Annotated in this window: 8 protein-coding genes; 7 read left to right on the top strand and 1 reads right to left on the bottom strand. The window is 72.4% G+C overall.

The window, feature by feature from the left end; translation table 11 throughout:
- The 7 genes from ACZ53N_RS19105 (at position 1) to ACZ53N_RS19075 (ending at position 15,907) form a co-directional block, all read left to right on the top strand.
- A complete protein-coding gene (locus ACZ53N_RS19105; protein ID WP_469142001.1) occupies positions 1–3,339 on the top strand; it encodes a type I polyketide synthase in 3,339 nt (1,112 codons plus the stop codon).
- Positions 3,336–11,651 carry a hybrid non-ribosomal peptide synthetase/type I polyketide synthase gene (locus ACZ53N_RS19100; RefSeq protein ID WP_469142000.1) on the top strand — a complete coding sequence of 2,772 codons (8,316 nt, stop codon included), beginning with the start codon at positions 3,336–3,338 and terminating at the stop codon, positions 11,649–11,651. Before ACZ53N_RS19105 ends, ACZ53N_RS19100 begins: the two co-directional genes overlap by 4 nt.
- A 143-nt stretch (positions 11,652–11,794) precedes the next feature.
- Complete coding sequence (locus ACZ53N_RS19095; protein ID WP_469141999.1) at positions 11,795–12,358, top strand: carboxymuconolactone decarboxylase family protein; 564 nt, start codon at positions 11,795–11,797, stop codon at positions 12,356–12,358.
- A gap of 155 nt (positions 12,359–12,513) precedes the next feature.
- On the top strand, positions 12,514–13,578 hold the full coding sequence (locus ACZ53N_RS19090; RefSeq protein WP_469141998.1) for a hypothetical protein: 1,065 nt from the start codon (positions 12,514–12,516) through the stop codon (positions 13,576–13,578).
- Between the two features lie 160 nt (positions 13,579–13,738).
- Positions 13,739–14,296 carry a glycoside hydrolase family 25 protein gene (locus tag ACZ53N_RS19085; RefSeq protein ID WP_469141997.1) on the top strand — a complete coding sequence of 186 codons (558 nt, stop codon included), beginning with the start codon at positions 13,739–13,741 and terminating at the stop codon, positions 14,294–14,296.
- Between the two features lie 232 nt (positions 14,297–14,528).
- Entirely contained in the window at positions 14,529–14,963 is a 435-nt protein-coding gene (locus ACZ53N_RS19080; RefSeq protein WP_469141996.1) for a hypothetical protein, read from the top strand.
- 23 nt (positions 14,964–14,986) lie between these two features.
- A complete protein-coding gene (locus ACZ53N_RS19075) occupies positions 14,987–15,907 on the top strand; it encodes a hypothetical protein (protein ID WP_469141995.1) in 921 nt (306 codons plus the stop codon).
- A gap of 74 nt (positions 15,908–15,981) precedes the next feature.
- Here the strand turns inward: ACZ53N_RS19075 and ACZ53N_RS19070 are convergent, their stop codons facing one another.
- Positions 15,982–16,158, bottom strand: a complete 177-nt coding sequence (locus tag ACZ53N_RS19070; RefSeq protein WP_469141994.1) for a hypothetical protein — start codon at positions 16,156–16,158, stop codon at positions 15,982–15,984.
- Positions 16,159–16,246: the final 88 nt, after the last annotated feature.

The following is a 16,246-nucleotide window of genomic DNA, read 5'->3' as shown; positions in this document are numbered from 1 at the left end:
ATGAGTACTTCCCGCGAGCCGGGCGCGGGGGCGCCCGACCCGCGCCTGGCCAAGGCGCTCACGGCAATCAAGGACCTGCGGGCGAAGATCGACGCGCTGGAGGACGCCCGGCGCGCACCGCTGGCCGTCGTCGGCATCGGCTGCCGGCTCCCCGGCGGTGTCACCTCCGCCGCCTCCTTCTGGCACATGCTCGTCAACGGCGTCGACGGGATCGGCGAAGTCCCCGCCTCCCGCTGGGACATGGACGCCTTCTACGACCCCGACCCCGAGGCGCCCGGCCGGACGGCCGTGCGCTACGGCGGCTTCCTCGACGACGTCGACGCCTTCGACCCGTACTTCTTCGGGATCTCGCCCCGCGAGGCGGAACGCATGGACCCGCAGCAGCGGCTCTTCCTCGAAGTGGCCTGGGAGGCCCTGGAGGAGGCGGGACTGACCAGGAAGCGGCTGAGCGGCAGCGCCACCGGGGTGTTCGTGGGCACCAACTGCTCCGACTACCTCCAGATGCAGCTCGCCGACCCGGCCGACATCGACACCTACACGGTCCTCGGCGGCCTCGCCTTCGCCATCCCCAACCGCCTCTCCTACCTCCTGGACCTGCGCGGTCCGAGCATGGCCATCGACACCGCCTGCTCCTCCTCGCTCGTCGCCGTGCACACCGCTGCCACCAGCCTGCGCACCGGGGAGTGCGACACGGCGGTCGTCGGCGGGATGAACCTGATCCTCTCGCCGCACGCCATGGTGGCCCACACCAAGGGCCTGCCGATCGCCGCCGACGGCCGGTGCAAGACCTTCGACGCGCGCGCCGACGGCTACGTCCGCGGCGAGGGCGTCTGCGCGGTCGTCCTGAAGCGGCTCCCCGACGCGGAGGCCGCCGGGGACCGGATCTGGGCCGTCATCCGCGGCACGGCGGTCAACCAGGACGGGCTGACCAACGGTCTCGCCGCACCCAACGGCCGGTCCCAGCGCGATGTCATCGAGCGGGCCCTCGCCAACGCCCGGCTGCGACCCTCGCAGATCACCCTGCTCGAAGCGCACGGCACCGGCACCGCCCTCGGCGACCCGATCGAGGTCGAGGCCCTGGACTCGGTGTACGGGCGGGTGGACGAGGACGGCGACAGCTGCGCCCTCGGCTCGGTCAAGACGAACGTGGGGCATGTCGAGGCGGGCGCGGGCCTCGTCGGAATGATCAAGACGGCGCTCTCCATCCACCACCGCCGGATCGTGCCCAACCTGCACTTCGAGACCATCAACCCGCACCTCTCCCTCGACGACAGCCGGCTCTACGTCCCCACCGCACCCCGGGACTGGGACGTACCCGACGAGCGATGTCATGGCGCGGTGAGTTCCTTCGGGGCGGGCGGCACCAACGCCCACGTCATCCTGGGCCCCGCGCCCGCCGAGCGGCCTGTGACCACGGAGGCCCAGGACGGCGGAACCGGCCCCGGGCCCTGGCTGATCCCGGTCTCGGCCCCCACACGGCGGGCCCTCGCCCCCATGGCCGAGGCCTACCGCGATTTCCTCCTCTCGGCCCCGGGCCGCGCCGTGCCGCTGCGGGACATCGCCTGGTCGGCGGCCCACCGCAGGACGCACCACGAACACCGCTGCGCCGTCGTCGCCCACTCCCACGAGGAGGCGGCCGAACAGCTCACACAGTGGCTCGAGGGCCGTGGCGGCACCGGCGTCGTGACCGGTTCCACCACCACCGCAGTCGACCGCGGTGTGGTCTTCGTCTTCCCCGGCCAGGGTGCCCCGCGCGCCGGCACCGGCCGTGAGCTGATGGACGCCTGCCCGGTCTTCCGCGACACCGTCACGGAGGCCGACGCGGCCCTGCGCCGGTGGACCGGCCGGTCGGTCGTCGAGGAGATCCACCGCACCGGCGACGCGGGGGACGACCGAGCCGAGCCCCGGGACCAGGGCCTCAGCCAGCCCGCCCTGTTCGCCGTCGGCGTGGGCCTCGCCGCCCACTGGCGCTCCCTGGGCGTCGAACCCGACGCCGTCATCGGCCACAGCATGGGCGAGGTCGCCGCGGCGTACGTCGCCGGGGTGCTGAGCCTGGACGACGCGGCGCGGATCGTCTGCCGACGCGCGGACCTGCTGAGCCGGGTCCGCGGCCAGGGCTCGATGCTGGCGGCGGCCCTGCCCCGGACGGAAGCCGAGGCGCTGCTGGACGGGCGCCGGGACCGGGTGTCGGTAGCCGTGTGCAACAGCGCCGTCTCCACGATGTTCTCGGGCGACCCCGGCACGCTGGACGAGATCGCCCACGAGCTGCGCGCGCGCAATGTCCTGTGCCGGCCGGTCGGGACGGACGTCGCCTGGCACAGCCCACAGATGGACCCGCTGCGCGCGGACCTGCTCGCCGGACTGGCCGGCATCACCCCGAGGACGGCGAAGATCCCCGTCCTGTCGGGCGTGACCGGCCACATCTGCGACGGAACGGGCTTCGACGCCGCGTACTGGGCACGCCACCTGCGCGAACCCGTGCTGTTCGGGGACGGCGTCGGCACGCTGCTGGAGGGCGGCCACGGTGTCTTCGTCGAGATGAGCCCGCACCCCACCCTGCTGTCCGCCGTCGAGCAGGTACTCGAACCCGCCGGGAAGGAAGGCCTGTTGCTGCCCTTCGCGCGGAGCGGTGAAGGGGAGCGCCGGGCCATGGCCGCGTCGCTGGGGGCGCTGCACGCCCACGGCTTCCCCGTGCCCGCCGACGCGGTGTTCCCGGCCGAGGGGCGTGCGGTGGCGTTGCCGTCCTACGCCTGGCAGCGGGAGCGGTTCTGGTTCCGGAGCGGGCCCGGGGCCGGAAGCCCCCGCCCGGCCCCGGCGACGCCGCCCGCGTCGTCTCCCGTGCCGTCTCCCGCGTCGGGAACGCGGCACCAGGCGCCACCGGACACCGGACAAGACCGGGACGGCGTCTTCGCCGCGGTGCTCGACGCGGTGAGCGATCTCCTCCACATCGACCGCGACCGGGTCGACCCCGACAGCGGCTTCTTCCAGATGGGGATGGACTCCCTGCTCGCCACCCAGGTGCGGCGGCGGGTCGAAGCACGGCTCGGGCGCAAGCTGCCCGCGACGGTCATGTTCGAACACCCCACCGTCAACGGCCTCACCGACCACCTGGCCGAAGCGGCCGGAGCGGCCCGAGCAGCCGGAGCGGCCCGAGCAGCCGGAGCAGCCCGAGCAGCCGGAGCAGCCGCACCGGATGCTCCGCGGCACCCGGGACATCAGCGGCCGTACGCCGAGCAAGCCGCCCAGGAACCCGTCGAGGAATCCGTCGAGGGCCTCTCCGAGGACCGGCTCCTCGCGATCCTGGCCGACGAAATACGTGCAACGGGGAGCACACGATGACCACGATCACCGAGCCCGGTGACATCACCGGTGACAACGCCTCCCGGCCCGAGGGCCGGGAGACCGACCGCAACGCCGTGCTCGTCCGGAGCATCCAGGAGATCCGCCGGCTCCGCGCCGAGGTGGCCGCCCAGACGCGGGCCAGGACGGAACCCATCGCGATCGTCGGCATGGCCTGCCGGATGCCCGGTGGCGCCGACGGGCCGGAGGCCTTCTGGGAGTTCCTGCGCGACGGCGGGGACGGCATCTGCGAGATCCCCGACTCCCGCTGGGACACCGGACGCTTCCACGACCCCGACCCCCGGGCGCCCGGCCGGACCTACACCCGGCGGGCCGGGCTGCTGGCCGACGTGGACCGCTTCGACGCGTCCTTCTTCGGCATCGCGCCGCGCGAGGCCGCCACCCTCGACCCGCAGCAGCGACTGCTGCTGGAGACCGGCTGGGAGGCGCTGGAGCACGCGGGCCGGCGCCCCGACGGCCTGGCGGGCAGCGCCACCGGCGTCTTCCTCGGCATCACCAACAACGACTACGGCCAGCAGCAGCTGTACCAGGTGGCCCCCGAGCGGCTGGAGGCCCACGCCCTCACCAGCAACGCCTCGACGTTCGCCGCGGGCCGGCTGTCGTACTGGCTCGGCCTCAACGGGCCCAGCCTGTCCGTCGACACGGCCTGCTCCTCCTCGCTCGTCGCGGTCCACCTGGCCGTGCAGAGCCTGCGCTCCGGCGAGTCCTCGACCGCCCTGGCCGGCGGGGTCAACGTCCTGCTCTCCCCGGAGTGGTTCGTGGTGCTGTCCAAGGCCCGCATGCTGGCCCCCGACGGCCGCTGCAAGACCTTCGACGCCGCCGCCGACGGCTATGTGCGCAGCGAGGGCTGCGGCATGGTCGTCCTGAAGCGGCTGTCCGACGCGGAGGCCGACGGCGACCGCGTATGGGCGGTGATCCGGGGCTCGGCGGTGAACCAGGACGGCCGCAGCAGCGGCGTCACCGTGCCCAATGCCAGTGCGCAGAAGGACGTCATCCGGCGGGCGATGGCCATCGCCGCCGTACCCGCCCGTCGCATCGGCTACGTCGAGGCGCACGGCACGGGCACCCCGCTCGGCGACCCCATCGAGATGCGGGCGCTGCGTTCCGCGCTCGGCGAGCACGAGGGCACCGAGCCGCTCCTGGTCGGGTCGGTGAAGACCAACGTCGGCCATCTGGAGCCCGCCGCCGGGATCGCGGGACTCATCAAGGTCGTCATGTCCCTGCACCACAAGGAGATCCCGCCGCATCTGCACCTGCGCGAGGTCAACCCCGAGATCCCGCTCGACGAACTGCGCCTGCGCGTGCCCACGGTCCGCACGCCGTGGCCCGCGCCGGACGACGGCCCCCGCGCCGGTTCTGTCAGTTCCTTCGGCGCCAGCGGCACCAACGCGCACATCGTGCTGGAGGAGGCACCACCCGTCCCCACCGTCGTCCCCACGGAAGCGGGCGACGGCCGGGGGGACCGGACGACCCATGTACTGGCGCTCTCGGCGAAGAGCCCTGCCGCCCTGACGGCCCTCGCGGAGCGCTACCACGACCACCTGGGCGCGCTGGAGGAGACCGCCGCGGACAGCGCCGCCGATCTCTGCTTCACGGCCAACACCGCGCGGGCGCACTTCCCGCACCGCCTCGCCGTCACCGGCGCCACCGCCGCCGAGTTGCGCGAACGGCTCGCGGGCGGCGCCCAGGGCGAGGCGCGGCGGGGGTACGTCCCCGCCGGCAGCCGCACCCGGCCGGTGTTCCTCTTCACCGGCCAGGGGGCCCAGTACCCCGGCATGGCCCAGGAGGCCGACGCCACCGAACCCGTCTTCCGCGCCGCCTTGGACCGGTGCGACGAGGAGCTGCGGCCGCTGCTCGGCCGCCCGCTGCGCGAGATGCTCCACCCGCGCCCGGAGGACGCGGGGCTCGTCCACGAGACCCGGTTCACCCAGCCCGCGCTCTTCGCGGTCGAGTTCGCGCTCGCCGAGCTGTGGCGCTCCTGGGGGGTGACCCCGGCCGCCGTGCTCGGGCACAGCGTCGGCGAGCTGGTCGCGGCCACCGTCGCGGGCGTGCTCAGCCCCGAGGACGGGCTGCGGCTGGCCGCGCACCGCGGCCGGCTGATGCACGACCTCGGCGGGGAAGGCGCCATGGCCGCGGTCCTCGCCGGGGAGGAGCGGGTGCGCGAGGCCCTCGCGCCGTACGCGGCCGAGGTGTCCCTCGCCGCGGTGAACGGCCCGGACAGCGTCGTGGTCTCGGGGGCGTCCGCCGCGGTCGGACGGCTGCGCGAGGCGCTCGCCGAACAGGGCGTCCGCACCAAGGAGATCAGGGTCACCCGCGCCTTCCACTCCCCGCTCATGGACCCCGTCCTCGACGCGTTCGAGGCGGAGGCCGCGCGGATCCCCTACGGTCCGGCACGGATCCCGCTGATCTCCAACCTCACCGGTGAGGCCCTCCTCGGCGAGGGCGTCTACGACGCCGCCTATCTGCGTGACCACATCCGGCGTCCGGTGGACTTCCACGCGGGCATGCGCACCTTGTACGGCCAAGGTCACCGCGTCTTCCTGGAGGCGGGACCCAGCCCGACCCTGCTGGGGATGGCGGACTGCTTCGCCCCGGAGGCGGCCGAGGGCACCGAGGAGCCGGAGGGGGGCGGGTGTCTGTTCCTGCCCTCGCTGCGGCCCCGCCACGGCGACGGGCGGGTGCTGGCCGACAGCCTCGCCGCGCTGTACACGGCCGGGGCTGCCGTGGACTGGGACGCCTTCGACAGCGGGCGCGGCCGTCGGCGCACCACCGCACCCCTCTACCCCTTCCAGCGCACCCGCCACTGGTTCGAACCGAGCCCGCCGGCTGCCGCGCCCGCGTCGGCACCGGCCGCTCAGCCCGTCGACCAGCCCGTCGACCAGGCCGGGAGCGACGCCGCCCGGCCGCTCCTCGGCCGTCGGGTGTCCTCGCCGCTGGAGGTGGTCCAGTACGAGTCCCGGCTGAGCCCCCTGACCCACCGCTGCCTGGGCGACTGCGTCGTCGACGGCCTGCCCGTCGTCAACATCGGCGTCTATCTGGAGGCGGTCTTCGCGGCCGTGCACGACCTCCGGCGCCCCGGCCCGGTGACGGTGCGGGACCTGCTGGTCCTGCAGAGCCTGGTCATCGACCAGGGCGAGACGAGGAACGCCCAGCTCCTCGTCGAACCGGCCGCTGACGGACGGCACTCCTTCGGCTACTACGCCGAACACCAGGGCGACGACGGCCCGCACTGGCTGCAGCACGCCCGGGGCACGGCCGCCCCCGGCCCCGAGACCCCGCCCGGCGCCGTCGACACGGCCGCCGTCCGCGCCCGCCTCGGTGGCGTGACGACCGGCGAGGAGTTCTACCACCGCATGTGGCAGCGCCGCGTGTACCTCGGGACATCGGCCCAGTGGGTGGAGGAGGTCCGGCACGCCCCCGGCGAGGCCCTCGCCCGGATGCGCGCGCCGCGGCCCGAGGAGTCCGCGTCCTATCTGCTGCACCCCGGGCTCACCGACGCCATGTTCCAGACCCTCTTCGCCTGCCCGCCCGAAGGGACCCCGCGCGACGCGGTGTTCATGCTCGTGGGCGTGGACCGATTCGTGCTGCACGACTACGACCGGACCCGGCCGCTGCTGTGCCACGCGACGGCCCTGCCGTCCGCGGACCCCGCCTCGACGATCGCCGCGACCGTACGGCTGCTGACCGAGGACGGGCACCCGGTGGCCGAGGCCGAGGGCGTCTACCTCAAACGGGCCGAGCGCGCCCGGCTGCTGCCCGCGGCCCAGGGCCGGCCCGCGGAGACCGCGGTCCGCAAGGCACCGACGCCGCCCCCGGCCGTCCGTACTCCCGCACCACGCCCCGCCGCCGGGCCCGCCGAGCCCGTACGGGACGTTCTCACGCGCATCGTCGGCCGGGCGCTCGGCGCCGACCCGGCCGAGCTCGACCTGCACGAGCCGCTGCCCGGCCTCGGCCTGGACTCGCTCATGGCCCTGGAGGTCAAGGACGCGCTCGCGAGGGAACTCGGCATCTCCCTGCCCCTGGTCGCCTTCCTCGAAGGGCGCAGCATCACGCAACTCGGCGACGAGGCACGGGCCCTGCGCGGCGAGGAGGACCCGGAGCCGAGCCACGACGTGGATCCGGACGCCGGGACGGGGCCCACGGCGGCCGCCACCACGGGCACGGGTTCCGCGCTCCCCGCCCTGCTCCGCGACGAGGCGGGCCGCTACGAGCCCTTCGGGCTCACCGACCTCCAGCAGGCCTATCTGGTGGGCCGGACCAGCGCCTTCGAACTCGGAGCCGTCTCCACCTACTTCTTCCTCGAAGTCGACGTCGAGGCCGACGTGGACCGGCTCGCCGCCGCCCTGCGCACCCTGATCGCGCGGCACGACATGCTCCGCGCGGTCGTCAGCCCCGACGGCTACCAGCGGGTGCTCGACCGTGTGCCGGACTACGAGCTGCGCACCCTCGACCTGCGCGACCACCCGGAGGACGCGCGCGAGGAGCGCCTCACCGCCGTCCACGAGGAGATGAAGCACCAGGTCTTCGACACCTCCGTCTGGCCACTGTTCGACATCCGGGCCACACGCCTGGACGAACGCCGAACCCGCTTGCACATCGGTCTCGATGCCCTCATCATCGACGCCTGGAGCACCTCCCTTCTCTTCGAGGAATGGGCGACCGTGTACCGCGAGGGTGCCGACGCGCTGGCCGAACTGTCGCTCACCTACCGGGACTACGTCCGCACGGCCCGGACGATCGAAGGCACGCCCCCGCACACGGCGGCGGAAGCGTACTGGGACGAGCGGCTGCCCACGCTGCCGTCGGCCCCCGAGCTGCCCCTGGCCAAGAATCCGGCCACCGTCGAGCACCCCCGGTTCACCCACCGCTCCATCCGGCTCGACGCGTCGGCGTGGGCCGCGTTCAAGCGGCGGGCGACGGTCGCCGGCGTCACCCCGTCGGCAGCGCTGTGCACGGCCTACTCCCAAGTCCTCGCCGCCTGGAGCAAGTCGGGCCGCTTCACCCTCAACGTGCTGTTCTTCAACCGGCTGCCCCTGCACCCCGACGTCGGCAAGGTCGTCGGCAACTTCAGCGCCACCACCCTGCTGGAGGTGGACGCCGCGGCGTCCGAGGGCTTCGCCGTCCGCGCCGAGCGGGTACAGAAACAGCTGTGGACCGACCTCGAGCACAGCCAGGTCTCCGGTGTCGACGTGCTGCGCCGGCTCAACCGACGGCGGGGCACGGCCGCCATGGCCACCATGCCGGTCGTCTTCGCGAGCATGGTGAACTTCGCCGCGGGCCAGGACTCGGCCGCCTCCACCGGGGTCGCCCAGCATCTGGTCGGGCTCGGGGAATCCGGCCGGGAGGTCAGCAGTTCCATCCGCACCCCCCAGGTGTGGCTCGACCACCAGGTCGTGGAGGACGCGGGCGAACTGGTCGTCAACTGGGACGTCATCGAGGAGATCTTCCCCGCGGGAATGATCGACGCGATGTTCACCGCGTACATCGCGACCCTGCGCGAACTGTGCGCGGACGACGAGGCGTGGCGGCGCCCGGCCCCGGCCCTGGTGCCCGCCGCCGACCTCGACGTTCGGGCCGGGTCCAACGCCACGGCCGGCCCCGTCCCCGACGGGCTGCTGCACGAGCCCTTCGTCGCCCGCGCGGCCCTCGCACCGGACGCGCCGGCCGTTCTCACGGCGGAGCGGACGATCACCTACGGGGAACTGGACCGCCACGCCAACCGCCTCGACCACGCGCTGCGCGCCCAGGGGGTGGGGCCCGGCGACCTCGTCGGCATCGTCATGGACAAGGGCTGGGAGCAGCTCGCCGCGGCCATCGGCATCCTCAAGTCCGGCGCGGCGTACGTCCCGATCGACGCGGCCGTACCGGCCGAGCGGCTGCGGAGGCTGCTGGACATCGCCGGGATCTTTGTGGTCCTCACCCAGCCGTGGGTCGAGGTCGCCACGGACTGGCCGGCGGACACCGTGCGGCTGCCCGTCGACGAGGCCTCCGCGGCGGGTGTCGCTCCCGAGGACAGCGCGCTGCCCGCGCCCGACATCTCGCCCGGTGATCTGGCCTACGTCATCTTCACCTCGGGCTCGACCGGACTGCCCAAGGGCGTGATGATCGAGCACGGCGCCGCGCTCAACACCGTCCGCGACGTCAACGACACCTACGGCATCACCGAACACGACAGGGTCCTCGCGCTCTCGGCGCTCAACTTCGACCTGTCGGTGTACGACGTCTTCGGACTGCTGGCCGCGGGCGGTGCCGTCGTCCTGCCCGAGCCCGGCGCGCACCGCGAACCGGCCCGCTGGGCGGAACTCATGGTCGCGCACGACGTCACGGTGTGGAACAGCGTTCCCACCCTGATGGAGATGTTCACCGAGCACGCCCTCGCCGAGGGCCTCGGCGAACTGCTGTCACTGCGCGTGGTCATGATGAGCGGCGACTGGATCCCCGTCACCCTCCCCGACCGGATCCGCGCCCTCGTGCCCGGCGCCGAGATCTGGAGCCTGGGCGGGGCCACTGAGGCCGCCATCTGGTCGATCCGCTACCGCGTCGAGGACGTCGACCCGTCCTGGACGGCCATCCCCTACGGCAAGCCCATGCGCAACCAACGCTTCCACGTCCTGGACGACGCCCTCCGGCCCTGCCCGGTCTGGGTGCCCGGTCACCTCTACATCGCCGGCACCGGACTGGCACGCGGCTATCTCGGGGACGAGACGAAGACCCGCACGAGCTTCCCGCGCCACCCGGTGACCGGCGAGCGGCTCTACCGGACCGGCGACCTGGGCCGCTGGCTGCCCGACGGGAACATCGAGTTCCTGGGCCGCGAGGACTTCCAGGTCAAGATCAACGGCTATCGCGTCGAGCTCGGCGAGGTCGAGGCCGCGCTGCTCCGGCGGCCCGAGGTGCGCGCGGCGGTCGCGGCGGCCACGGGCGAACGGCACGAGGCGAAGCGACTCGTCGCCTACGTCGTCCTCGACGACGAGCCGGGCGGCGCCGTCACGACCGACGCGCCCGCCACCACGGGCGCGCTCGACCGGGCCCTGCGCGCCGAGCTTCCCGACTACCTCGTGCCCCACCGGATCGTGATCCTCGACCACCTGCCGCTGAGCGCCAACGGCAAGGTCGACCGGGCGGCGCTGCCCGCGCCCGACGCGCACCCGCGCGGCGCGGAAGGGGCCGTCCGGCCCCGGGACGCGATGGAGCGGGAACTGGCCGACATCTGGGGAGAGTTCTTCGACGAACGACCGGTCGGCGTCACCGCGAGCTTCTTCGACCTCGGCGGCAACTCCCTGCTCGCCGTCCGGCTGATGGGCCGCATCCAGAGCCGCACGGGCCGCTCACTGCCCCTGTCGACGCTCTTCGCCCGGCCCACCATCGAACTGCTGGCCGAGACCCTGCGCGAATCCGGCGACGGCTCCGCCGACCGGCGCGCCGCGCTGGTGCCGATCCGGCCGGAGGGAACGGCGGTCCCCTTGATCTTCGTCCACCCGGTGGGAGGCGACGTCCTGTGCTACTCCGAACTCGCCTCCCTGCTGGACGACGACCAGCCCTTCTACGGGCTCCAGGTCCCCGACCTCGACGAGCCGCCGACCACCGTGCCGGCGATGGCCGCCCACTACGCGCGGGCGATCACCGAACGGTTCCCCGACGGCCCGTACCGCCTCGGCGGCTGGTCCATGGGCGGCGTCCTCGCGCTGGAGATATCGGCCCTGCTCACCGAGGAGGGCAAGGACGTCGAACTGATCGCCCTGATCGACCTCCTGGAACCCCCGGGGCAGGCGGCCCCGGGCGGCCGTGCCCCCGAGGACGTCGACGACGCGGCGCTGCTCGCGTGGTTCGCCCGCGACCTCGCGGGACTCGCGGGACACCGCTGGGACCCCGAGCCCGGGCTGTTCCGGGCGGCCGACGGCATGGCCTCCGTCGAGGCGCTCCATGACCACGCCTGCCGGGAGGGCGTCCTGCCCGATGACATCGACCCGGACACCCTGAAGCGGATCGTCGAACGCTTCTGCCGCAACTCCCGTGCCCTGATGAGGCATCAACCGCGCCATCACCCGACCTTCGCCGGCCGGACCCTCCTCTGCCGCGCCAAGGACGGCGGCGCCACCCGGGAGACGACCGCGGCGTGGGCGGCCCTGCTTCCCGGCGACCACGGGATCACCCAGATCACCGAGGTCCCGGGGGACCACTACACCGCGATGGCCCGGCCGCACCTCGCCGCCCTGGCGGGCGAGCTGCGCGCCGCACTGGCCGCCGCACAGGGAGAGGGGGTGGTCGCCGGAGCGGACACCCGGCCGTGACCGGCCGTACGGTTCGCGCCGCCGCCCGGCAGCCCGATCGGGCGGGCCCGCGCGAGCCCACACGGGACGAACGACGCACCGACCGGCGGACGCCGAAGCGCCGTCCGCCGCATCCCTTGCCGAAAGCACAAAGGAGACACACCATGACCGACTCCCCCTTCACGCTCCACACACCCGAGACCGCTCCGGAGGCCTCGCGCCCGATGGTCGAGGGTGCCCAGAAGAACTTCGGATTCGTGCCCGGGCCGGTGGCTGCGATGGCGGAGTCGCCCGAGCTGCTCGGCACGTTCATGAAGGCCGTGGGCACCTTCGACCAGACCTCGCTCGAGATGCTGGAGCGTGAGGTGGTCGTGCTGACCGTGGCCACCTACGTCGAGTGTCACTACTGCGTGGCCATGCACTCGGCCACGCTCACCCGCCAGAAGGCACCGGCCGAGCTGCTGGCCGCCCTGCGCGAGAAGGCGCCGCTCGCCGACGCCCGCCTGGAGGCCATCCGCCAGTTCACCCTGACCGTGCTCACCAAGCACGGGCAGGTCGGCAAGGAGGAGTTCGACGCCTTCTTCGCCGCCGGCTACACCCGGCGCAACGCCCTCGAGGTGGTCATGGGCGTCGGCACGTACACGATGTCCACCTTCGCGAACCGCATGACGGCCGTCGAGCTCGACCCGCCGTTCGTGCCCTTCGCCTGGGAGGCCCCGGCCGAGTAGGGCCGAGCACGGAGCGCCACACGGAACGAGGAGCGGCCGGCAGCCCCGAACTGGCGCTGACGGCCGCTTCTCCCTTACCGCACCCCCACACCACCGACCGACTGCGAGCGACCGAGCACTCTGCGACACACTCTGAACCACGAACGGGGAAGCACGTGAACGGAACGAAGAGGAACCGGACCACAAGAAGGCCACGCACGTCCCTGCTGCTCTTCATGGCACTGCTGTTGACGGCACTCGGCGCCTCCGCGCTGGCCGTCGGGAACATCACCGCGAGCACCGCCTCGGCGGAGCAGAGCGGATCCGGACGATCGGGCCCGGACACCACCCGGAGCGCGTCCGATCCCGGCCCCGACAAGGCCGGTGATCTCATCGTGGAGAACCGGACCTCGCTGGGCAACGGCCATGTCGAGACGGTCTACTCCCGTAAGCCCGACGGCTCACCGAAGGTGATCGGCGTCGCGGTCAGCGAGGCGGCCGCCGATTCGCTGCCCACGACCCCCCGGCACGACGGGAACACCTGCTTCGACAAGAACAACGACGGCAGAGTCGACCCGAACACCGAATGCGGCGGCGGCCACGAGCGGGTGCTGTGGTTCCCCAAGCTCAAGGGGCTGCCCTTCAAGTGGATGATGTTCAACTGGCAGTCGGTGGGCCACGGCCCGGAACACGTCTTCGACAAGCCGCACTTCGACGTCCACTACTTCATGATGGATTACGAGGCGCGTAACGCCATCCGCACCGGCCCCTGTGGTGCCATTTTCGTCAACTGCGCGGACAACGAGAAAGCGGCCAAGCCCCTGCCCGCCCCGTACCACCCGGAAGGCTTCGGACTGCCCGGAGCGGCCGGCCGTATGGGCAATCACATCGTCGACCTCAGCGCCGCCCCCGCCAACGGCGGGCCGTTCACGCAGGCATTCGTGTACGGGACGTACGACTCCCACATCACCTTCTGGGAGAACGTCCTCTCCACCGACTGGCTCAAGAGCACAAAGCCGAAGCGCAGCTGCCTGACCCTGAAATGGGCACCCGAGGTGGAGATCAGCGGCTCCTACCCGAAGAAGTCGTGCACCAGCTATCGGGCCAAGGAGAAGGACTACCTGATGACCTTCGAGGACTTCGCCTACCGCAAGGCCCCGGCCGGGGCGAAGGCCCCGAACTGGACTCAGTCGCCCGCTTCCGCGGGCACACCGGCGGTCGGCAGCGGGCACGGCCACTGATCGGATCCGGGCCTTTCCACTGCGCAGGTCGGCTTTCCTGACCTGCGCAGTTCCGCCGTGCCACGGGAATCACCCGAGGAAGCTCTCGCCAGCGCGCCGATCCGGATCGATACTGCGGACACGTTCTCAGGTGAGATGTCCGCATTCCGGAGGAGGCGGCATGATTCACGGCATCGATGTCAGCAGTTATCAGAGCGAGAAGTACCCGGTGGACGGGTACGACTTCGTCTTCGTCAAGGTCACCGAAGGTGTTTCCTACACCAACCCGAAATGGGTGGCCCAGCGTGACCGGGCCCGTGCGGCGGGACTCGTGGTCGGCTACTACCACTACGTCACGGCCGGGTCGATGTCCGCGCAGGGGAACTACTTCCTCGGCAAGATTAAATTGCAGCCGGGGGACGTCCTGGCCCTCGACTGGGAAGAGCCGAAGGTCCCGTGCAGAGACAAGGACCGCTGGCTGAACCATGTGCGCTCCAAGGCGCCCGGCCATCAAGTGGTGCTCTACTGCAACCGCGACTACTGGCTCAACCGCGACACGACCAGCGAGGCGGGCGACGGGCTGTGGATCGCGGATCCCGACCACCCGGCCGGCCGCCCGGCCGTCCAGCACCCCTGGACGTTTCACCAGTACAGCTCGGCGGGCAATCTGGACCGCGATGTCGCCCGGTTCGACGACCGGGCGGCGCTGCGGGCCTGGGCGCACGAGAAGGCGGAGTAGGGGGAATCAGGTCACCGCCGCTTGCCCGCGGGGCGGTTTGGGGTGGTACGCGGGACCTTCGTACGGGCATACCCCGCCATTCGGGATGGATGCCATGGATACGCTCTTTGCCGGTGGGCTAGGTTCGCCCTGCTCGAAAGCCGGGCTTTTCCTTTCCGAGGTCACGCCCGGGCGCCCGCAACGTACGTGCCCACTTTTCGCCCGGACGTGAATGCCCAGGCGTCCGCCCAGAATGGCAGGTGGTTCGATGCGACTGAAGCATGCCCTCATCGCGGCCTCGTTGACGGGAGTTGCGACCCTCGCTCTCGCTCCCACGGCGCAGGCGGCGGCACCGCCGGACCCGAATTGCCTCGGGGCCAGGGCATTCTGCCTCTGGTACAACTCCAACCAGCAGGGCTCGGTGGCCGGCTGGGACCTCAGCACCGGATTCCAGGGATTTCCCAATCTGAAGGACGCGGGCAGGTTCCTCACTCCCGGCCCGGGTCAGGGCGTGCCGGTGAAGAACAATGCCGCCTCCGCCACCTATCAGTTCCCCGGCCAGTGTCGCGGCGATGTGAAGGTGTTCGTCAACAGCGGATGGAGCGGCCCGTACGACACGGTGCCGGCGTGCAGCGCGATCAATCTGGTGAAGACCAAGAATGACAATGCCTCCTTCCTGGTGAACTGAACCCCACCGGAAGGCAGGAGCACATGACGCGTCCGACTCGCCCCCACGTCGGCAGGGCCCGGCTCTCGATCGCACTGCTCGTGTGCGGTGCCTGCCTGACCACGGCGTCCTGCACCACGGGTGGCGAGGAGGACGCACCGGCCGCGGGGCCGTCCGTACCCCCGGCCGTGCACACCACCCCGTCGGCCGGTACCGGGCCGGGCCCGCTGCCCCTGGACGGCCATTTCCTCTCGCACGAGGACCACCAGAAGCTCCGGTCGGCCTTGGACCTGCTCGTCGCGGCATGCATGAAACGGGCGGGAGTGCCGCTGCCACCCGCGCCGGCGGTCGCCGCCGATGCGCCGCGGCACGAGCGGCGATACGGAATCAGCTCCCCGGAGCAAGCGGCCCGCTACGGGTACCACCTGGCACAGCGCACGACACCGCCGACGCCCCCGCAGGTCACCGCGCGCCAGCAACAGGCGCTGTCGGGCACCCCCGACGGAAAGCCGGGGCCGGGCGGCAGCCCGCCGAAGGGCTGCAACGCGGCGGCCGCAGGGAAGATCACCGGCACGGATTCCTTCCCGGCCGACGCTCTCGTCGTACGGCAGCTGAACATGGACTCGTTCGAACAGTCGAAGAACGACGCACGCGTGCGCACCGTGCTGCGGAAGTGGTCGGACTGCATGAAGGCCGACGGATTCTCCTACGCCGGCCCGCTGGACGCCCCTCGGTCCATGGCGGCCGGCCCCCGCGCCTCGGCCCGGGAGATCGCCACCGCCCGGGCGGATGTCGCCTGCAAGGACAAGACGCGTCTGGTCGGTGTGTGGAGCGCGGTGGAATCCGCCTACCAGCACCGGCTCATCAAGGAGCGCGCGAAGGAACTCGCCGCCGCACGGCGGGAGCGCGACGACCGACTACGACGCGCCGCCGAGGTCCTGCGCTCCTCGGCCCCCTCTTCCTGACGACGTCCTTCCCGTCTTCCCCGTCTTCCTGACGTCCTTCCCGGCCCCCGCCCGGTCCCTCGTCCCGCGGCCCGTCATGCCGCCGTCTCGAACCCCGCCCGCCCGGCCGCCACCCACCGCGCCCGCAGTGCTTCGTACTCGGACCGCTCGGATCCCGACAACGCCCGACCGCGCCGCGCCGACAGGAACGCCCGTATCGCGGCGTTCAAGGCGGTGGCGTCCGGGTGCGGGGGAGCGGCGGTAGTTGACACGGCAACAGATTAAGGGAGGCCACTGACAAAGGAGCCGGTATCGCGGCAGCCGTTCCGTCGGCGGCGGCCCCCGGCCCGACCCGCAGAG

Source organism: Streptomyces sp. NPDC033229, from assembly GCF_055576875.1.
This window is presented reverse-complemented; position numbering and strand designations above follow the sequence as displayed.